The organism is Streptomyces sp. NPDC006711 (assembly GCF_042869775.1).
Taxonomy (GTDB): domain Bacteria; phylum Actinomycetota; class Actinomycetes; order Streptomycetales; family Streptomycetaceae; genus Streptomyces.
In genome coordinates, this window is record NZ_JBIAGO010000015.1 from 126,585 (window position 1) to 145,227 (window position 18,643).

At 72.4% G+C, this 18,643-nt stretch carries 14 protein-coding genes; 6 read left to right on the forward strand and 8 right to left on the reverse strand.

Translation table 11 applies throughout. From position 1 onward, the window contains the following. Nucleotides 1-95: 95 nt before the first annotated feature. From ACFYM2_RS26140 to ACFYM2_RS26150, 3 genes are all read right to left on the reverse strand, one after another. A complete protein-coding gene (locus tag ACFYM2_RS26140) occupies nucleotides 96-863 on the reverse strand; it encodes an enoyl-CoA hydratase-related protein (RefSeq protein WP_358999318.1) in 768 nt (255 codons plus the stop codon). 109 nt (nucleotides 864-972) lie between these two features. Then, on the reverse strand, nucleotides 973-2,214 hold the full coding sequence (locus ACFYM2_RS26145; RefSeq protein WP_358999315.1) for an Ig-like domain-containing protein: 1,242 nt from the start codon (nucleotides 2,212-2,214) through the stop codon (nucleotides 973-975). A gap of 264 nt (nucleotides 2,215-2,478) precedes the next feature. Next, nucleotides 2,479-3,708, reverse strand: coding sequence for an Ig-like domain-containing protein (locus ACFYM2_RS26150; protein ID WP_358999312.1), 1,230 nt, complete (start codon nucleotides 3,706-3,708; stop codon nucleotides 2,479-2,481). A gap of 140 nt (nucleotides 3,709-3,848) precedes the next feature. On the opposite strand from ACFYM2_RS26150, the gene glgX reads away from it, so the two are divergent. Further along, nucleotides 3,849-6,122 carry a glycogen debranching protein GlgX gene (gene glgX / locus ACFYM2_RS26155; protein WP_388461157.1) on the forward strand — a complete coding sequence of 758 codons (2,274 nt, stop codon included), beginning with the start codon at nucleotides 3,849-3,851 and terminating at the stop codon, nucleotides 6,120-6,122. Here the strand turns inward: glgX and ACFYM2_RS26160 are convergent. Genes ACFYM2_RS26160 through ACFYM2_RS26175 form a run of 4 tightly spaced genes read right to left on the reverse strand, consistent with a single transcriptional unit; the run spans nucleotide 6,106 to nucleotide 9,788 of the window. After that, nucleotides 6,106-6,795: a response regulator gene (locus tag ACFYM2_RS26160; protein ID WP_388839580.1), complete on the reverse strand. Its 690-nt coding sequence runs from the start codon at nucleotides 6,793-6,795 to the stop codon at nucleotides 6,106-6,108. The two genes, glgX and ACFYM2_RS26160, sit on opposite strands and share 17 nt — an antisense overlap. After that, nucleotides 6,785-8,053, reverse strand: a complete 1,269-nt coding sequence (locus ACFYM2_RS26165; RefSeq protein WP_358999457.1) for a sensor histidine kinase — start codon at nucleotides 8,051-8,053, stop codon at nucleotides 6,785-6,787. The genes ACFYM2_RS26160 and ACFYM2_RS26165 overlap by 11 nt, the downstream gene beginning before the upstream one ends. 59 nt (nucleotides 8,054-8,112) lie before the next feature. Then, on the reverse strand, nucleotides 8,113-8,889 hold the full coding sequence (locus tag ACFYM2_RS26170) for an ABC transporter permease (RefSeq protein WP_388839583.1): 777 nt from the start codon (nucleotides 8,887-8,889) through the stop codon (nucleotides 8,113-8,115). Continuing rightward, nucleotides 8,886-9,788, reverse strand: a complete 903-nt coding sequence (locus ACFYM2_RS26175) for an ABC transporter ATP-binding protein (protein WP_388839586.1) — start codon at nucleotides 9,786-9,788, stop codon at nucleotides 8,886-8,888. Before ACFYM2_RS26175 ends, ACFYM2_RS26170 begins: the two co-directional genes overlap by 4 nt. A 238-nt stretch (nucleotides 9,789-10,026) precedes the next feature. On the opposite strand from ACFYM2_RS26175, the gene ACFYM2_RS26180 reads away from it, so the two are divergent. The 4 genes from ACFYM2_RS26180 (at nucleotide 10,027) to ACFYM2_RS26195 (ending at nucleotide 15,684) form a co-directional block, all read left to right on the forward strand. After that, on the forward strand, nucleotides 10,027-11,895 hold the full coding sequence (locus ACFYM2_RS26180; RefSeq protein ID WP_388461151.1) for an ABC transporter ATP-binding protein: 1,869 nt from the start codon (nucleotides 10,027-10,029) through the stop codon (nucleotides 11,893-11,895). Beyond that, complete coding sequence (locus ACFYM2_RS26185; RefSeq protein ID WP_388461149.1) at nucleotides 11,892-13,748, forward strand: ABC transporter ATP-binding protein; 1,857 nt, start codon at nucleotides 11,892-11,894, stop codon at nucleotides 13,746-13,748. Before ACFYM2_RS26180 ends, ACFYM2_RS26185 begins: the two co-directional genes overlap by 4 nt. A gap of 180 nt (nucleotides 13,749-13,928) precedes the next feature. Next, nucleotides 13,929-14,378, forward strand: a complete 450-nt coding sequence (locus ACFYM2_RS26190; protein WP_388461147.1) for a DUF523 domain-containing protein — start codon at nucleotides 13,929-13,931, stop codon at nucleotides 14,376-14,378. Nucleotides 14,379-14,532: 154 nt separating this feature from the next. Next, the gene (locus tag ACFYM2_RS26195) at nucleotides 14,533-15,684 is read left to right on the forward strand and encodes a DUF1266 domain-containing protein (protein WP_388839589.1); all 1,152 of its coding nucleotides are present in this window, start codon (nucleotides 14,533-14,535) and stop codon (nucleotides 15,682-15,684) included. A 285-nt stretch (nucleotides 15,685-15,969) separates the two neighbouring features. Here ACFYM2_RS26195 and ACFYM2_RS26200 read toward each other — a convergent pair whose 3' ends face one another. After that, nucleotides 15,970-17,457 carry an MFS transporter gene (locus tag ACFYM2_RS26200; RefSeq protein ID WP_388839592.1) on the reverse strand — a complete coding sequence of 496 codons (1,488 nt, stop codon included), beginning with the start codon at nucleotides 17,455-17,457 and terminating at the stop codon, nucleotides 15,970-15,972. A 113-nt stretch (nucleotides 17,458-17,570) separates the two neighbouring features. Here ACFYM2_RS26200 and ACFYM2_RS26205 point away from each other — a divergent pair, with 113 nt between their 5' ends. Next, nucleotides 17,571-18,476 (forward strand): TetR/AcrR family transcriptional regulator C-terminal domain-containing protein, encoded by a 906-nt coding sequence (locus ACFYM2_RS26205; protein WP_358999287.1) that lies wholly within the window; start codon nucleotides 17,571-17,573, stop codon nucleotides 18,474-18,476. Nucleotides 18,477-18,643 lie beyond the last annotated feature (167 nt).

Genomic DNA, 18,643 nt, shown 5'->3' on the forward strand with positions numbered 1-18,643 from the left:
GGTTGCCTTAAGGCCGTGCTAATCCCCCCACAGGGTGTACACCCCGCCCTCACATGTACAGCGCCCGTTGACGCCGCCCCTCAACTGCCCCGCGTTCAGAGGAACTTGGCCTTGCCCGGGCCGTCCTCGACGAAGCTGCGCATGCCCCGCTCGCGGTCCTCGGTAGCGAACAGCGCCGCGAACCAGGTGCGTTCGATGGCGAGCCCGGTGCCCAGATCCGTCTCGAGGCCGGCGTCGATCGCCTCCTTGGCCGCGCGCAGCGCGATGGCCGGACCCTTGGCGAGCCGCGCGGCCCAAGCGTGCGCCCGCTCGTAGACCTCGGAGGCGGGCACCACCTGGTCGACCAGGCCGATGGCCAGCGCCTCGTCCGCCTTGACCTGCCGCCCGGTGAAGATGAGGTCCTTGGCCCTGGAGGGGCCCACCAGGCGGGCCAGGCGCTGGGTGCCGCCCGCGCCCGGGATGAGGCCGAGCAGGATCTCGGGCTGGCCCAGCTTGGCGTTGTCGCCCGCGACGCGGATGTCGGCGCAGAGCGCGAGCTCGCAGCCGCCGCCGAGCGCGTAGCCGGTGACGGCCGCCACGACGGGCTTGGGGATGTTCGCCACGGCGGTGAAGGCGTCCTGGAGCGCGCCGCCGCGCGCGACCATGGCCGCGTGGTCCATGGCCTGCATCTCCTTGATGTCCGCGCCCGCCGCGAACAGCTTCTCGCCGCCGTACAGGACCACGGCCCGCACGTCCTCGCGCCGGCCCGCCTCCTCGGCCAGCTCGCGCAGCCGGTCCTGCGTCGCGACGTCCAGGGCGTTCATCGGGGGCCGGTCGATGCGGATCGTGCCGACGCCTTCGGAAACTTCGAGGTTCACAGTCATGCAGGCAGGTTAACGGTCACTAACGGCGGCGGGCCCGGCGCGTGGGCGATCGGGGTTCTCCCCCGGCCACCGCACGCCCCGGGCCCGTGGGCCGCCGCGCGTCGACGGACTACTTGGTCCACTCCGACCACGACAGGTTCCAGCCGTTGAGACCGTTGTCGGGCTGGATGGTCTTGTCCTTGGAGTTCTTCACGACGACCACGTCGCCGATGAGGGAGTTGTTGTAGAACCAGGCCGCCGGGGTGGACGGGTCGCCCGCGCCGCGCGCGTCCCGCAGACCGACGCAGCCGTGGCTGGTGTTGGCCGAGCCGAAGACCGAGGGGTCGCCCCAGTAGTTGCCGTGGATGAAGGTGCCCGAGCTGGACAGGCGCATCGCGTGCGGCACGTCCTTGATGTCGTACTCGCCGCCGAAGCCCACGGTGGCGCCGTTCATCCGGGTCACCTCGAACTTCTCGCTGATGACCATCTGCCCGTTGTACGTGGTGTTCTGCGGGGAGCCCGCGCTGATCGGGATGGTCTTGAGGGTCTTGCCGTCGCGCTCGACCGTCATCGTGTGGGCGCTCGCGTCGACGGTGGAGACCTGGGAGCGGCCGATGGTGAAGTGGATCGTGCGGGTCTGCTTGCCGTAGACCCCGGGGCGGCCCTCGACGCCGTCCAGGTTCATCGTGACGGTGACCTTGGTGCCGGGCGCCCAGTAGTTCTCGGGGCGGAAGTCCAGGCGGTCGTTGCCGAACCAGTGGCCCTGCACCGGCACGGACGGCTCGGCCGTCACGGTGATCGCCTTCTCGACGGCCTCCGGATTGGTGATGCCCCGGCTGAAGTTGAGCGAGACCGGCATGCCGACGCCGACGGTGGAGCCGTCCTCGGGCACGTACTGGCCGATGAAGGTGTTCTTCGGGACGAGCGTGGTGAAGGTGGTGTCCTTGGCGGACTCACGGCCCTTGGCGTCCTTGGCGACCGCGTGGACCTTGTACTGCGTGGCGGAGGCGAGGTGCTGGTCGGGAACCCAGCCGACGCCGTCGGGGGATATCTTCCCCGCGACCGCGTTGCCCTTGCTGTCGGCCACCGCGACGGCGGTCAGCTTCCCCTTGTCGGCGGATATCTTCAGCGCGCCGTTGGTGGCCACGTCCTTGGCGTTGTCGGCCGGAGCGATGGTGACCACGGCCTCCGACGCCTTGGTATCCTCGCCGGCGCCCGCGCTGCCCGCCTTGGACTTGGAGCCGCCGTCACCGCCGCCACAGGCGGTGACGAGCAGCAGCACCGCCCCGAAGATGAGGGCCAGCAGTGCGCTGCCCCGGCGCCCGCGCCGACCGGATCCGGCCGATGCCCCCGAAATAGGCTGCCCGTTCAAGACTGTTCTCCCCTCGCGCGGCGTGGCCTCGCCACCGCCGCACTCACGCACCCCCGTACGCGTCCTCGCGCGCACACGGCGCTAGATAATCACACCGGATGGGACCCGATCTCCCTTCCCATGTCACCGTTCAGTCCCAAATCTTCCTGGAACCCTCAGGTGAAACACAGAAACCGTTCCCGGTTGCTTAACCGGGAACGGTTGCAGGGACCGAGAACGGTCGGGGGCCGTGTGCCGTGGGGGCGATGGATGCGCGGGCGGAATTCAGGAGAGCGCGGAGCCCGCCTTCCACTTCGCCCAGTCCATGTTCCAGCCACCGAGCCCATTGTCCGGAGCGACCTGGCGGTCATGGGAATTGACCACCTCGACGACATCGCCGATGAGGGTCCGGTCGAAGAACCAGCCCGCCGGGGTGTCCGAGCTGCCGCCCTTCACATCGCGCAGCCCCACACAGCCGTGGCTGGTGTTGGTGTTGCCGAACGTGCTGGAGGGAGCCCAGTAGTTGCCGTGCAGGAAGGTGCCGGTGTTGGTCAGCCGGATGGCGTGCGGAACGTCGGGGATGTCGTACTCGCCGCCGAAGCCGACGGTCTGACTGTTCATCCGCGTCACGTCGTACATCTCGCTGACCACCATCTTGCCGTTGTAGGTGGTGTTCTTCGGCGACCCCGCGGAGATGGGCAGCGTGGACACGAGCTCGCCGCCGCGCCGCACCTCCATGGTGTGCGCCTCCGCGTCCACCAGGGACTGCTGGTCGCGGCCCACGGTGAAGCCGATCGTCTTGTCCTGGATGCCGTACACCCCGGGGGCCGCCAGGACGTCGCGCAGGCGCAGGTCGACGGTGACCTTGGTGCCGGGCGCCCAGTACCGCGCGGGCCGGAAGTCGAGCCGGTCCTTGCCGAACCAGTGGCCCCGCACCTCCACCGGCGGCTGCGAGGTGATCCTGATGGCCCGCTCGACGGCCGCCCTGTCCTTGATCGCCTGGTTGAAGTTGAAGGAGACGATCATGCCGACGCCCACCGTGGAGCGGTTCTCGGGTTTGAAGTAACCGATGAACCGGTGCTCCGGCACGAACGTGGTGAAGGTGGTGTGGCGGGCCTGGCGGTGGCCGTGCCCGTCGAGCGCCACGGAGTCCACCGTGTACAGCGCGGCCAGCTGGAGCGCCCCCGCCGTCGGCGTCCACGTCAGCCCGTCCTCGGAGATCTTCCCCGGCACCTCCTCGGGCTGCGCGTCCTCCGTCTTCATCACCTTGACCCGCTCCAGGCGCCCGCTCGGCACCCGCACCCGCACCTTCTGGTCCGCCGCGACGCCCTTGGCGCCGTCGTCCGGGGTCACCAGGATCGCCTCCCGGGGTGTCAGCGGCTTGCCGCCGATGTCACCGATGTCCAGGGTGCCCCCCGAGCACCCGGTCAGCGCGGCCACCAGGACCGCCGTCAGTCCTGCCCATGCCAGGGCGGCGGCCGTGCCCGCCCCTGCCCGCTTCAGTACGTCTGTCACGACCGGCCCAACGACCGCGCCCCGCCCAGGGAAACGTGAGTACGAGGGCTGTTGCGGGAAGAACAGGTGCAGGGACACGCACGGGGAGCCGCAGCCGGGACGCCGCGGCTGCCCTGTGCCGAGCCGCGGGAGGCCGTCAGGTGTCGAGCGCAGCCGAGCAGGAGGCAGTGCGGGGTGGCCCCGAGGGGGTGCCCGATCTCAAGGGCGCGCCCGGCGTGGAGGCGCGCCGGAGGGTGAACGGCCACCGGGGTGAACCGGGGGCCCTGCGCCCCCCTGTGTGGCCGGGCGCGCCCACCCCGCTCGGCGCCCGCTACCGGGTCGGCCCCGACGGGGTGGCGGGCACCAACTTCGCGCTGTGGGCGGGGGGCGCCGAGGCGGTCGAGGTGTGCCTGTTCGACGCGGCGGGCACCGAGATCCGGCTCGCGCTCACCGAGCTGACCCACGAGATCTGGCACGGCTTCGTGCCGGGCGTCCAGCCCGGCCGGCGCTACGGATTTCGGGTGCACGGGCGCTGGGACCCGTGGACGGGCGCGCGCTGGAATCCGGCGAAGCTGCTCCTGGACCCGTACGCGCGGGCCGTGGACGGCGACTTCACGCTGCCGCCCGAGGTGTACGGGCATGTGCGCGACTGGCCGCAGCAGCACGTCGCCGACACCGTGCGCGACGACCGCGACTCGGCGCCGCACGTGCCCAAGGGCGTGGTCGTGCAGGACGACGACGACTGGGCCGACGACCACCGGCCCAAGACGCCCTGGTCCGACTCCGTCATCTACGAGCTGCACGTGCGCGGCTTCACCCGCCTCCATCCGGGCGTCCCCGAGCATCTGCGCGGCACCTACGCGGGCCTGGCCCATCCGGCCGCCGTCGAGCACCTGGTACGGCTCGGCGTGACGGCGGTGGAACTGCTTCCTGTGCACCAGTTCGCCCACGAGGACCATCTGCTGCGGCGGGGCCTGCGCAACTACTGGGGCTACAACTCCATCGGATACTTCGCCCCGCACGCCGCGTACTCGGCGAGCGGGAGCACGGGGCAGCAGGTCGGCGAGTTCAAGCGGATGGTGCGGGCGCTGCACGCCGCCGGCATCGAGGTCATTCTCGACGTGGTCTACAACCACACCGCCGAGGCCGGCGAGCTGGGGCCCACCTTGTCGCTGCGCGGCATCGACAACCGCGGCTACTACCGCCTCCAGGCCGACGCCCGCCGCTACGCCGACTACACGGGCTGCGGCAACACCCTGCACGTGGTCCAGCCCCAGGTGCTGCGGCTGATCACGGACTCGCTGCGCTACTGGGTGACCGAGATGGGCGTGGACGGTTTCCGCTTCGATCTGGCGGCCGCGCTCGCCCGCTCGATGCACGACGTCGACATGCTCTCCCCCTTTCTCGCCGTGATCGCCCAGGACCCGGTCCTGCGCCGGGTGAAACTGATCGCCGAGCCGTGGGACGTGGGCAACGGCGGCTATCAGGTGGGCTCCTTCCCGCCGCTGTGGACGGAGTGGAACGACCGCTACCGCGATGCCGTACGCGACTTCTGGCGCGGCGCGCTGCCGGACGTGCGCGACCTCGGCTACCGGCTCTCGGGCTCCAGCGACCTGTACGCCTGGGGCGGCCGGCGCCCGTACGCGTCGATCAACTTCATCACCGCACACGACGGTTTCACCCTGCGCGACCTCGTCACGTACGAACGCAAGCACAACGAGGCCAACGGCGAGGGCAACCGGGACGGCACCCACGACAACCGGGCCTGGAACTGCGGGGCGGAGGGCGAGAGCGACGACCCCGATGTCACCGCGCTGCGCCGCCGCCAGCTGCGCAACCTCCTCACCACGCTGCTGGTCTCCACGGGCGTGCCGATGCTGGTCGCGGGCGACGAGATGGGCCGCACCCAGGGCGGCAACAACAACGCCTACTGCCAGGACAACGAGGTGAGTTGGGTCGACTGGTCGCTCCTGGACGAGCCCGGCCCCCGCGCGCTGCTCGAACTGACCACGCGGCTGGTGGAGTTGCGCCACCGCCACCCCGTCCTGCGCCGCCGCGCCTTCTTCTCGGGGCGCTCGCGGGGCGCCGACGGGCTGCGGGACCTGGCCTGGTTCACCCCGCTCGGCGAGGAGATGACGGAGCGGGACTGGTACGCGCCGGCCGCCACCATCGGCCTGTACCTGTCCGGCCGTGACATCCCCGGGCGCGACGCCAGGGGCGCCCCCGTGGTCGACGACAGCTTCCTGATCCTGCTGCACTCCGGGGACCGCCCGCGCGAGTGTGTGCTGCCGGGCCCGCCCTGGGCCGCCTCCTACGAGCTGGTCGTGGACACCTCGCTGGAGCGGCAGGACCGGGCACCCGGACAGGTGCACCGGGGCGGCCGGACGGTGACGCTGCCGGCCCGGTCGCTCCTTGTCCTCAAAGTGGTGGAGTAGATCCCGGGCGCTGGGGCTGGGGCAGGGCCTGGCCGAGGATCTTGCGCTCGTACGCCACCGCGACCGCCGCGGCCCGGTCCTTGACGCCCAACTTGCCGTAGATGTGCGTCAGATGGGTCTTCACGGTGGCCTCGCTGATGAACAGGGCCCGGGCGATCTCCCGGTTGGAGGTGCCCCTCGCGACCAGCTGGAGCACTTCGCGCTCACGGGCCGAGAGCGGTTCGCCGACCGGGACCGGGGGCGTGCGCACCGCCGTGACCAGCCGGGAGGCGACGGCCGGCGAGAGCACGGTGCGTCCCTCCGCGGCGGCCCGCACCGCGGTGAACAGCTCCTCGCGTGGGGCGTCCTTGAGCAGATACCCGGTGGCGCCCGCCTCGATCGCGGGCAGCGTGTCGGAGTCGGTGTCGTACGTGGTCAGGACGAGGACCTTGGAGCGAAGACCGCGCCGGGTGAGCTCGGCGATCGCGGCCACTCCCCCGCCGCCGGGCATCCGCAGATCCATCAGGACGACGTCCGGGTCGAGTTCCTGCGCGAGGTCGACGCCCTGGACGCCGTCGGATGCCTCGCCGAGGACGTCGAAGCCGTCGGCCGAGGCGAACATGCCGCGCAGACCGTCCCGCACCACGGGATGGTCGTCGCAGATCAGGAGGGTGATGGTGACGTCAGTGGTCATGGGGGACCAACGGTACGCGGGCCGAGACGGCGGTGCCATGGCCGGGCTCGGATTCCACGGTGAGGGCGCCCGCGATGCGTTCGGCGCGGGCCCGCATGCCGTCGAGGCCGAAACCGCCGGCGCCGGAACGGGCCGGCAGGCCGAGCGGGTCGAAGCCCTGGCCATCGTCGCGGATGTCGAGGGAGACCTCATCGCCCATGAAGGAGAGGGTGACGCCGACGCGGGAGGCGTGGGCGTGCCGGCTCGCGTTGGCCAGGGCCTCCTGGGCGATGCGCAGCAAGGTGGCCTCGATCTCGTCGTGGAGCTGGACGGCGGTGCCGGTCACGGTGAAGTCGGCGCGCGCTCCGTGCCGGGCGCCCCATTCGGCGACGGTCTTCTTCAGCGCCTCGTGCAGGGCGTCGTGTTCGAGGTCGAGGGGGCTGAGGTTCTGCACCGAGCGGCGGGCCTCGCCCAGACTGTGCCGGGCCAGTGACTGGGCGCTGGCGAGGTGGCCCCGCACGAGGGCGGGGTCGGTGGCGGCCGCGACCACCTGGAGCTGGGCGATGATGCCGGCCAGGCCCTGGGCGATGGTGTCGTGGATCTCGGCGGCGAGCCTGCGCCGTTCGTCGGCGACGCCCGCCTCCCTTGCCTGGAGCAGGAGTTGGGCGTGCAGGGCGGCGTTCTCGTCGAGGGCCTGCTGGAGGCGGGCGTTGGTGGTCTCCAGCTCGGCGATGGTCTCGCCCTGCACGCGGGCCCGCTCGTCCTCCTGGGCGGCGAGATGGCTGAACACGGTGAGCAGGACGCAGTTGATGACGAGCACCGCGCCGAACACCACCCACCCCATGGTCCCCTTGGGCGGCAGCCCACCGGACTGCGAGCCGGCCATGATGACGGCGGTCGAGAACAGGCCGACCCGCACCAGGCGGCGGGGCAGCAGCGCCTGCGCCCCGAAGTAGCCGCACACGGCGTAGAAGGCGAAGAACGGGTTGAGCCAGGTAAGGGCGAAGGCGAAGGCCCAGCGCAGGAAGTAGTAGACGGCGCCCGCGGCGCTCGGCCCCGGCCGCGTCCTGCGCACCCGGTCCCAGCCGGTCTGGAGCAGCAGGGCGCCGCCGGCCAGGGCGACGGCGGCCCAGCGGGTGGCGGGGCTCATCAGCAGGTCGGCCGTGGCGGCGGCGGCGAGGCAGCCGATGAACAGGAGTCCATGGGGACCCCAGCGGTGGAACGTCTCCCAGCGTTCCTCCACCGTGTCCCGCTTCGCCGTGCTCGCCCCGTCGTTCATGGCCCCAGTCTCGTCCACGGCGGGCCCGGCCACCGCCTCGCCCCATCCGGGCGCCGCCGTCACTGCCACCGGAACCAGCGGGTCGCGGCCACCGAGAGCAGCACGCTCCACAGGGCCAGGATGCCGAGGTGGTCCCAGCCGGGCCAGCCGCCGGCCGCGGCCTCGGTCAGCGCCTGGGCGGCGGCGCCGAAGGGCAGCAGTTCCACGATCCGGCCCAGGGTGTCGGGCATGGCCTGGACGGGCAGCCAGACGCCCGCGCTGAACATCATCGGGAAGAACACCGCGGAGCCGACCGCGTTGGCGATCTTGGAGGTACGGGAGAGCGCGGCGACGAGGGCGCCGAAGGCGAGCGCGCTCAGGACGGCGAGCAGCAGCGCGAGGGCGTACCCGAAGAGCTGGCGGGGCAGCGCCACGTCGAAGGCGAGCCTGCCGACCGTGAGGGACAGGACGGCGGAGACCAGGGCGGCCGCTCCGTGCAGCCCCACCTGCGCGCCGAGCACGGCGGAGGGACGTACGGGGGTGGCCGACATCCGGCGCAGGATGCCGCGTTCGCGGTAGCCGGTGATGACCGGCGGCATCGCCTGGAGCCCGGCCATGATCATGGACAGGAGGACGGCGACGGGTACGTAGGCGTCGACGAAGCGGATGCCGCCGAGCGCCTTGTCGGGGTCGCGGAAGCCCGGGATCGAGCCGAGGACCACCAACAGGACGGTCGGGAAGACCATGATCCAGAAGAGGCCGGCGGGCTCGCGCCTGAAGAGCGTGGCCTCGGTCCGCAGCACGGCCGCGGCGGCCGGGCGGGCGGGGCGCGGCGGGGTGAGGGTGCTGCTGGTCATGCCGGGGCCTCCGTCAGGTCGAGGAACGCGTCGTCGAGGGTGGCCTCGGACACGCGCAGTTGGTGGGCGGTGATGTGGTGCCGGGCGAGCAGGGTGATCACGGCGTTGACGGTGTCGTCGGTGCCGTGGATGGTCACCCGGCCGTGCTTCTCCTCCACGGCGGCGGCCCCCGGCAGCGCGGGCAGCGCGAGGTCGTCCAGGGGCGCGGAGGGCGTGAAGGAGATGACGGTGGAGCCGGCCGCGCGCCGGATCAGACCCGAGGGCGTGTCAAGCGCGGCGATCCGCCCCTGGTCGATGACGGCGACCCGGTCGCACAGCCGCTGGGCCTCCTCCATGAAGTGGGTCACGAGCAGGACGGTGACCCCGCCGCGCCTCACGTCCTCGATCAGCTCCCAGGTGTCGCGCCGGGCCCGGGGGTCGAGGCCGGTGGTCAGCTCGTCGAGCACCACCACGCGCGGGTTGCCGATCAGGGCGAGCGCGATGGACAGACGCTGCTTCTGGCCGCCCGACAGCTTGGCGAAGCGGGTGGACAACTTCTCGGTGAGCCCCAGCCGTTCGGCGAGCGGGCGCCAGTCGGCCGGGCGGGGATAGAAGGCGGCGTACAGCTCCAGCGCCTCGCGCACGGTGAGCTTGGGCTGGAGCTCGCTCTCCTGGAGCTGGGCGCCGAGGACTCGGGTCACCTCGTCGTGGTCGGCGACCGGGTCGTACCCGGCCACCTTGACCGCCCCGGCGTCCGGGACGCGCAGCCCCTCGACGCACTCGACGGTGGTCGTCTTGCCGGCACCGTTGGGGCCGAGGATCCCGAAGATCTCGCCCTCCTCGACGGTGAAGCTGACGCTGTCGACCGCGGCCCTGCGGCCGTACGCCTTGCGCAGCTCGTTGACTTCGATGATTGCCATGCCTTGAGAATCCCGGTCGGCCGGGGCCCACCGCATCGGCCATCGCGCTCGACCCGCGATCAACCGATCGGTTGACGGCCGCTACGACCCCGGCGCGGCGCCCGGTCCCAGGACCGGACCAGCGGCGTCCGTCCCAGGACCGGCGGACCGTCGGCGTCGGTCCTAGGACCAGCGGACCAGCGGCGCCCGTCCGAAACTCGGTGGGCACTGTCCGTGCCCGTCCGTAGGCTCAGCCCTGATGTCCGAAACACACGCAGCCACCCAAGACCAGTCGGCCACGCGCTCGCTCCTGAGGCTCTGGCCGTACGTGCGACCTGTGCGAACGCGCTGGTTCTGCGCGGCCTTCATCGCCGTCGTCGCCTCCTGCCTCGGCCTGGTGATCCCGCTCGTCCTGAAATGGATCGTCGACGGGCCGGTCGCGGAGCGCGACCCCGGTGGCGTGTGGCTCGGCGCGCTGTATCTGCTGCTGCTCGGGCTCGCCGAGGCGCTTCTGTTCGGCTTGCGGCGCTGGCTGGTGGCGCGGCCGCTCGCGGGGGTCGAGGCGGACATGCGGGCCGATCTGTACCGGCGCGTGCAGCGCCTGCCGGTCTCCTTCCACGACCGCTGGTCCTCGGGCCAGCTCCTGTCGCGCGGCACCACGGACCTCATGCTGCTGCGGATGTTCCTGGCCTTCCCGTTGACGTTCCTGATCGTCAACGGGGTCACGATCCTGGCCGGGTTCGCGATCCTCATCTCCCAGGACTGGACCCTCGGCCTGGTGCTGCTGGTCCCAGTCGTCCCGCTGGTGGTCGTCTGCTCGCTCTTCGAGACGCGGTACGCCCTGGTCGCCCGGCAGGCGCAGGACCAGGTGGGCGACGTGACGACGGTGGTCGAGGAGAGCGTGCTCGGCATCCGGATCATCAAGGGGTTCGGCCGGCACCGCGCCCAGGCCGTGGCCTTCGGCGAACTCGCCCGGCGGCTGCGCGGCACCGAGCTCGCCAAGGCGCGGCTGCTGGCCGGGATCTGGGGCGTGATCACCGCGATCCCCGAACTGGCCATCGGAGCGGCGCTGGTGCTGGGCACGGTGCGGGTGGCGGACGGGGAGCTTTCGGCGGGCACGCTGGTGGCGTTCCTGTCCACGGCACTGGCCCTGCGCTGGCCGGTGGAGTCGATCGGCTTCCTGCTGGCGATGAGCCAGGAGGCGGCGACGGCGACGGCGCGGTTCTTCGAGGCGATGGACGAGGACGGGGAGGAGGCCGAGGAATCCGAGGAAGCGGAGGAAGCGGAGGAATCCGAGGGAGCGGCTGAAGGAGCCCCGCAGGAAGTCCCACAGGGAGCCGCGTCGGGGCCGGACTGCGCCGCGGCGGCATCGGACGGGGTCCGGTTCGAAGGGGTGGTGTTCTCGTATCCCGACGCGCCGCCGGGCAGCGTGCCCGTGCTCGACGGGGTCGATCTGCACATACGGCCCGGCGAGACCATGGCGCTGGTCGGGGGGACCGGATCGGGCAAGACCACGCTCACCGCGCTCGTGCCCCGGCTCTACGAGGTCTGCGGCGGCCGGATCACGCTGGACGGGCAGGACATCGCCACGATGCCACGCGAGCGGCTGCGGGGGCTCGTCTCCGTGGCGTTCGAGGAACCCACCCTGTTCTCGGCGTCCGTTGGCGCCAACGTCGCGATGGGCGGCGGGAGTTCACCCGATGTGGAGCGGGCCATCGACATCGCGCAGGCCCAGTTCGTACGGCGGCTGCCGCAGGGCCTCGACACCCAGGTCGGCGAGCAGGGGCTGAGCCTGTCGGGCGGGCAGCGCCAGCGGCTCGCGCTGGCGCGGGCGGTCGTGGGGCGGCCCAGGTTCCTGATCCTGGACGACCCGCTCTCCGCGCTCGACGTCCACACGGAGGCCCTGGTCGAAGCCGCGCTGCGCCGCGTGCTCCAGGACACCACCGCGCTGGTCGTCGCCCACCGCCCCTCGACGGTGATGCTGGCCGACCGGGTGGCGCTCCTTTCGCGAGGACGCGTCGCGGCCGTCGGAACCCACCAGGAACTGCTGCGCGACAACGCCGAATACGCCTGGCTGATGTCGGGCGCGGACGACCACCACCACGACGAGCCGAAGGACACCCGATGACCACGACGGTCGGCAAGGAGGTGGCCACCGGCGACGAGGCGGTGGCCGAACCGGGCGCGCGCACCGACCCGTTCGACCGGGACGAGCTGCCCGCGCCGCCCGGCGCGACCGGCGCGCTGCTGCGGTCCCTGCTGGCGCCGCTGCGCCGGCGCGTGGTGCTCGCGACGCTGACGCTCGTGGTGCAGCAGGCGGCGGCCCAGGCGGGCCCGCTGCTCGTGGCGTACGCCATCGACCGGGGCGTACCGGCATTGCGCGCGCACGACTACGGCCCGCTCGTCGGCGTGGGCGCCGGCTATCTGCTGTGCGCGCTGGCCTCGGGGTTCTTCCAGTACGCCTTCATCCGGATCTCCGCCGGCGTCAACCAGGACGTGCTGCTCGACCTGCGCGGGCGCATCTTCCGGCACGCGCAGGCGCTGAGCGTGGACTTCCACGAGCGCTACACATCGGGCCGGCTGATATCGCGCTCCACCACGGACGTCGAATCGCTGCGGGAACTGCTCAGCGAGGGGCTTCAGGAGCTGATCGGGGTGGTCCTCTCCTCGGTCTACATCTGCGCGATGCTGCTCTGGCTCGACTGGGGCATCGGCGCGCTCGCCGTCGCCTCCTACCTGCCGCTGCACTTCCTGATCCGGAGCTACCGGCGCCGGGCCGGGGAGATCTACGGGGTCCGGTCCACGGCGATGGCCGCGGTGATCGTCAAGTTCGCGGAGACCCTGAACGGCATCCGTCCGGTGCGGGCCTTCCGGCGCGAGCGGGCCAACGACGCCGAGTTCCAGGAGCTGAACCGGCGGCACGAACGCAGCAACGGTGACGCGCTCCTTGAGATGGCGCGCTATGTGGTGGGCTCACGGCTCGTCGCCAACACCGCGGTCGCGGCGATGGTGCTGTGGGGCGCGACGCGGGTCGCGGACGGCACCCTCGCCCTGGGTGTGCTCGCGGCGGCGGTCCTGTACCTGCGCCGTCTGTACGACCCCATCGACCGGCTCGGCATGTTCCTCAACTCCTACGAGTCGGCCGCCGCCTCCCTGGCGAAAGTGGCCGGCCTGCTCTCGCAGGTGCCGTCCGTCCCCGAGCCGGAGCGGCCGACGGCACTGCCGGAGCCGGCGGGCCATCTGCCGGGCCGGCGCGTCGACTTCGAGGGGGTCGGCTTCTCCTACCGCACCGGCGGCGAGGTGCTGCCCCGGTTCGATCTGACCATCCCGGCCGGCCAGACCGTGGCGGTGGTCGGCTCGACGGGCGCGGGCAAGTCCACCCTCGCCAAACTCCTGGCCCGCTTCTACGACCCCACCACCGGCCGCGTCCTGCTCGACGGCACGGACCTGCGCGAGCTGTCCGTGCGCGAGCTGCGGCGCGGGGTGGTCATGGTCACCCAGGAGGCGTTCCTGTTCTCCGGCACGGTCGCCGAGAACATCGCCATCGGCCGCCCGGACGCCTCCCGCGAGGAGATCGAGCAGGCCGCGAAGGCGATCGGCGCGCACGACTTCATCGCGGGGCTGCCGCAGGGGTACGACACGGACGTACGCAAGCGGGGTGGCCGGATCTCCGCCGGGCAGCGCCAACTGGTCGCGTTCGCGCGGGCGTTGCTCGCCGACCCGGCGGTGCTGATCCTCGACGAGGCGACCAGCTCGCTCGACGTCCCGGGCGAGCGCGCGGTGCAGCGCGCCATGCACACGGTCCTGGGCGGCCGGACGGCGGTGGTGATCGCGCACCGGCTGTCCACGGTCGAGATCGCCGACCGGGTCCTGGTGATGGAGCACGGCCGCGTCGTGGAGGACGGCGCCCCCGCCGACCTGATCACCGGCACGGGCCGCTTCGCCGATCTGCACCGGGCCTGGCGGGACAGCCTGGCCTGACACCCCCCGGGACGCGGGTCCGCGGCTTCGTGCGCACTGTCGGCGGATCATGAGCACGGTCCGGGTAGCTCCGGACGATCATGGGCAACGGTCCGTGACGACGGCTGGGGCTAGGGGGTGTCTGGTGGATCAGGGTCGGCCCCCGGCCATGGTCCACCAGACACCCCCTAGCCTGGCGGCATGCAAGCAATCCTGGTCAGCGCGTGTCTGCGCGGGGTGCCATGCCGATTCGACGGGCGGCACAAGGCGTCTTCGGAGATCGAGGAAGTGGTGGCAGGTCGCGAAGTCGTCTCCTTCTGCCCCGAAGTGGCGGGTGGGCTCGCGACGCCTCGGCGGCCCGCGGAGCTGGTGGGCGGCGACGGGCACGACGTGCTCGACGGGGCGGCACGGGTCGTTGAGGACACGGGACGTGACGTGACAGCGGAGTTCGTGGACGGAGCGCGGCGCGCACTGGCGGCAGCACGGCACGGAGGCTGCACGGAGGCGCTGTTGATGCCGCGCAGTCCGTCGTGCGGACGTGGCGCGGTCCACGACGGCTCGTTCGCGGGGGAGCTGGTGCCAGGAGACGGGGTGACGGCGGCGCTGCTCGAGCGGAACGGGATCACCGTGCGGCCCGCACCCGGGGTGTGAAGCGATCACGAGCCGGCCCTACCTCAACCAGCCACTGACCGTGAGCGGCAGCGGGAACGACGGTGCCTTCCGGAACGCTCGGCCTTCGGACGGGTTGCCGCCCCGCACCCACCTGCCGCCGCGCCGGCCGGGAGCGGTTTCGTAGGATCGGGGCGTGGCAACGGCAACGGGGATCAGCTGGGCGGCACCGACGGAGACGGAGTGGCTGCTGCACTCCGCGGGGCTGCGCGGCGACATGGAGGCGCAGCTGCGGGTGCTGGCCCGCGAGGTGCTGTACATCGCCGCGCCGAAGGCCGAGGTCGACGCGAGCCCCGACCGGGTCCGTTGGCCCGCCTACCGGGACGCGGCGGGGCGCCCCTGCAAGCCGGTGCTCACCCGAGGCATGCTCCCTCCGTGGCACCCGGACTGGGTCTTCCACGGGGTCACGCTCGGGTGGATCGCCGGGTCGGGTCTGCTCGGCGGACGTACGCTGCTCGCGGTCAACGCGGGCACCCCGGCCCAGTTGTTCCTGCCGACCGGCGCCGACCAGCTGGCCCGGTGGCGCCGGCTCCACGCGGAGGCCGAGCGCCCCGAGCGGCTGACCGGCCTGCGGCACGGCGCGCTGCACGGCCCGCTCGCTTACGGGCTGGCCTGCGGCGCGCATCTGGCGGTCACCCACGACGTGCCGTGGAACGAGGTGGGCTCCCTCTACCAGGAGTACACCGCCGAGGTCCGGATGCTCCGCGACTCCTGGGGCATCACCGACCCGGCGAGCTGGCGCCGGCAGGTGGACGCCCTGCTCGACGCGCGCAACAGCCCGCCCGAGCACGGTTTCGTGCTGCGCGTGCGCGAGGAGCTGCGGGCCGGGCTCGGTGAGGCGCCGCCGCCCGAGCTGTGGCGCGAGACGGCCGCCGGGCACGCCCAGGACATCGGGGTGGGGCACGCCGCCGTCATGGAGATCGAGGAGCTGGTGCGGCGCGTCATGCGCTACGAGGCCCGGTTCCGCGCGGACGGCCTGCTCCCGCCGGACGGCCGGGTCACCTCGGCCGTCGCCTACGACTACGGGCGCGCGGTGAACCTGGCGCGCTGGGGGCTGTCGGCCCGGCTGTGCACACCGCACGAGGCGGAGCAGGTGATCGTGCACGCGGGCGCCCTGAGCAAGGCGGCCTACCGCTCCTGGGAGGACTTCTCGGCGGGGTACGCGCTCGGGCGCGTGCTGCGCTTCGATGAGGAGTCGTACGGGAGTTACTACCACCAGAACGTAACCGCGCACCGCATCCTCACCGACCACGAGGGCAGCCCCTGGCGCAACCTCCCCTGGCGCTGACCCGGGCCACCGCGCCGCGTGGAGGTCGGCCCCGGTCCGCTCGCGCGGTGCCCCGCGCCCCTCCAGAACCCGAAGCTGCGCTCCGACGGCTCGGGGCCCGCCCCAGGACCCTCTACCCGCAGGTGATCCGTGGCTGGTCGCGCCGTTCCCCGCGCCCCTGACGGGACCACCACCCCCAGCACACAAGCGCCCCCAACCGGAGCGCGGACCAACACACCACAGCCCCCCAGGGGCGCGAGGAACTGCGCGAGCAACCCACAACCACCCGCACCCGAACGCACCCCCTCACCCCTGTCGCACCCTCAACGACAGCACCGCCGCCCCGGCCATCAGCGCCGCCGCCCCCACCGCCGCCGCATCCAGGCCCCGCGTGAACGACGCGAACGCGACCGTCAGGTCGGCGCCCCGGAGTGACGCCACCGCACCCCCCAGCGTCTCGCGCGCCGACGCCGGCGCGTGGGCCATGCCGTGGCGGTAGACCGCCGCGCCGAGGGAGCCGAGCAGCGCCATGCCGAGCGCGCCGCCCAGTTCCTGGCCGGATTCCAGGACCGCCGCCGCCGATCCGGCCCGCTCGGGCGGCGCCGCGCCGAGGGCGAGTTCGTTGGCCAGGGCCATCGCCGCGACGAGCCCACAGGTGTAGACGGCGCAGGCGGTGAGCGTGAACCACAGCGGCGTGTGGGTGCGGACCTGGGACAGCGCGAGGAACCCGCAGGCGGAGACGGCGAAGCCGGCCGCCATGACGTAACCCCGCTCGAAGCGCCGCGCGAGCGCCGCCCCGCCGGGCGCCCCCGCGAACGCCCCCACCGCGGGCACCAGGCTCCACAGCGCCGCGCGCAGGGGGCTGTTGGCGAGCACCGTCTGGAGGTACTGGGTGAGGAAGACCGCCATGCCGACCGTCGCCGCGATGGCGAAGAGGTTGGCCAGCACCGCGCCACCGAAGGCACGCCGGCGCAGCAGCACCAGGTCGACCAGCGGGTGGGCGAGGCGCGACTGGCGGCGTACGAAGACGTACAGGAGGGCGAGCCCGCCGAGGACGAAGACGGCGGGCAGCAACTCAAGGCCGTCGCGGGCGAGTTCCTTGACGCCCTGGATCACGGGCAGCAGCCCGGCGAGCGACAGCACCGCGCTCGGCCAGTCGAAGCGGCCCGGCACCGGCTGCTTCACCTCGGGCAGCAGGAACGGCGCGAGGACGAGCAGCAGGAGCATGGCGGGCAGGTTGATGAGGAACACCGAGCCCCACCAGAAGTGTTCGAGCAGCGCGCCGCTGACGACCGGACCGAACGAGATGCCCACGGTCATGACGCCGGTCCAGGCGGTGACCGCCTTGGCGCGCTGGCGCTCGTCGTGGAAGAGGTTGCGGATCAGCGCGAGCGTGGAGGGCATGAGCGCGGCCCCACCGAGGCCGAGCAACGCCCGCGCTGCGATGAGGAGTTGGACCGAGTCCGCGTAGGCGGCGGCGACCGAGGCGAGGCCGAAGACGGCGGCGCCCGCGAGCACGAGCCTGCGCCGCCCCACCCGGTCGCCGAGCGCGCCCATCGTGATGAGCAGTCCGGCCAGCACGAAGCCGTACATGTCGAGGATCCACAGCTGCCCGGTGGAGCTGGGCGCGAGGTCCTGGCTGATGAAGGGGATGGCGAAGTAGAGGACGGAGACGTCCATGGAGACGAGGAGCAGCGGCAGCATGAGGACGGCGAACGCGGTCCATTCCCGGCGCCCGGCACGCGACGGGGCGGGGTCGGCGCGGCCCGTGACGGGGCCGAGGGTGGTGTCCATGCGGGGAGCGAAGCAGGGGCCCGCGTACGCCGCTACCGGCGGCCTAGTGCACCGGCCCCGTACTCCGGGTGACGGGCCAGGACGGCGTACGGCGCACTAGTACACTGCCCGCCGTGACCGTGGATCCGCCCTACCTGTCCATCGCCGCCGGCATCCGGCGCCGCATCGCCTCGGGCGAGCTCGCCCCGGGCGACCGGGTGCCCTCGACGCGGGCCATCGTGCGGGAGTCGGGCGTGGCGATGGCGACCGCGACCAAGGCGCTCGCCGTGCTCGCGCGGGAGGGCGTGGTGCGGGCGGTGCCGGGGGTGGGCACGGTGGTCGCGGAGGCCGGCTCGGCGCGCGGGCCGCAGGGGGCGGCGCTCAGCCGCGAGGCCGTCGTGGCCGCCGCGCTCAGGATCGCGGACGCCGAGGGGCTTGCCGGGCTCTCGATGCGCCGGGTCGCCGGGGACCTCGGCACGTCCACGATGGCCCTGTACCGGCATGTGCCGAGCAAGGGCGAGCTCGTACGGCTGATGACGGACGTGGCCTTCGACGAGGCGGACCTGCGGCGCCCCGCCGGCGACTGGCGGGCCCAACTCACCCATGCCTCGCACCAGTTGTGGGGCGTCTACCGCCGCCACCCCTGGATGGCCCGCGCGATGGCCTCCTTCATCCGGCCGGAGCCGATGCCGGAGGCGATGACGTACACCGAGTGGGTGCTGCGGGCCCTGCGCGGTACGCCGTTGAGCGTGCACCAGGTGATGCTCACGCATCTCACCCTCATCGCCTTCGTCCAGGGCCTCGGCATGGCCATGGAGATGGAGGGCCACGCCCTTGAGGACACCGGCGTGTCCAACGACGAGTGGATGGACCGCAACGGGGGGCGGTTTGCGGCCATCGTGTCGAGCGGCCGCTACCCCGTCCTTGCGACCATTTTCGAACACGAGCCGTTCGGCATGGACTTGGACTCGCTCTTCGCCTTCGGGCTCGGCCGTCTCCTCGACGGTATCGCGGTGAGCATCCGCGAAACGTCCGCTTAACGAACGACGACCTTCGGACAACGGACGTTTTTCGGCCAACTTGTTGACGCGCTCCTGACAGACGTTCTCCGCTGCTGGCACTCTTCCCCCGTTCCACGCACACAGTTTTCCCGCACAACATCTCGTTGCCGCACCTGCTCCGCTTTGCTCTGCCCGGCCGACCCCAC

Bases quoted from the DNA above. Each gene is read 5' to 3' on its own strand.
- ACFYM2_RS26160 (WP_388839580.1), bottom strand. From the start codon at position 6,795: ATGACCACTGACGTCACCATCACCCTCCTGATCTGCGACGACCATCCC.
- ACFYM2_RS26180 (WP_388461151.1), top strand. From the start codon at position 10,027: ATGTCCGAAACACACGCAGCCACCCAAGACCAGTCGGCCACGCGCTCG.
- ACFYM2_RS26165 (WP_358999457.1), bottom strand. From the start codon at position 8,053: ATGAACGACGGGGCGAGCACGGCGAAGCGGGACACGGTGGAGGAACGC.
- ACFYM2_RS26190 (WP_388461147.1), top strand. From the start codon at position 13,929: ATGCAAGCAATCCTGGTCAGCGCGTGTCTGCGCGGGGTGCCATGCCGA.
- ACFYM2_RS26170 (WP_388839583.1), bottom strand. From the start codon at position 8,889: ATGACCAGCAGCACCCTCACCCCGCCGCGCCCCGCCCGCCCGGCCGCC.
- ACFYM2_RS26200 (WP_388839592.1), bottom strand. From the start codon at position 17,457: ATGGACACCACCCTCGGCCCCGTCACGGGCCGCGCCGACCCCGCCCCG.
- ACFYM2_RS26185 (WP_388461149.1), top strand. From the start codon at position 11,892: ATGACCACGACGGTCGGCAAGGAGGTGGCCACCGGCGACGAGGCGGTG.
- ACFYM2_RS26140 (WP_358999318.1), bottom strand. From the start codon at position 863: ATGACTGTGAACCTCGAAGTTTCCGAAGGCGTCGGCACGATCCGCATC.
- ACFYM2_RS26175 (WP_388839586.1), bottom strand. From the start codon at position 9,788: ATGGCAATCATCGAAGTCAACGAGCTGCGCAAGGCGTACGGCCGCAGG.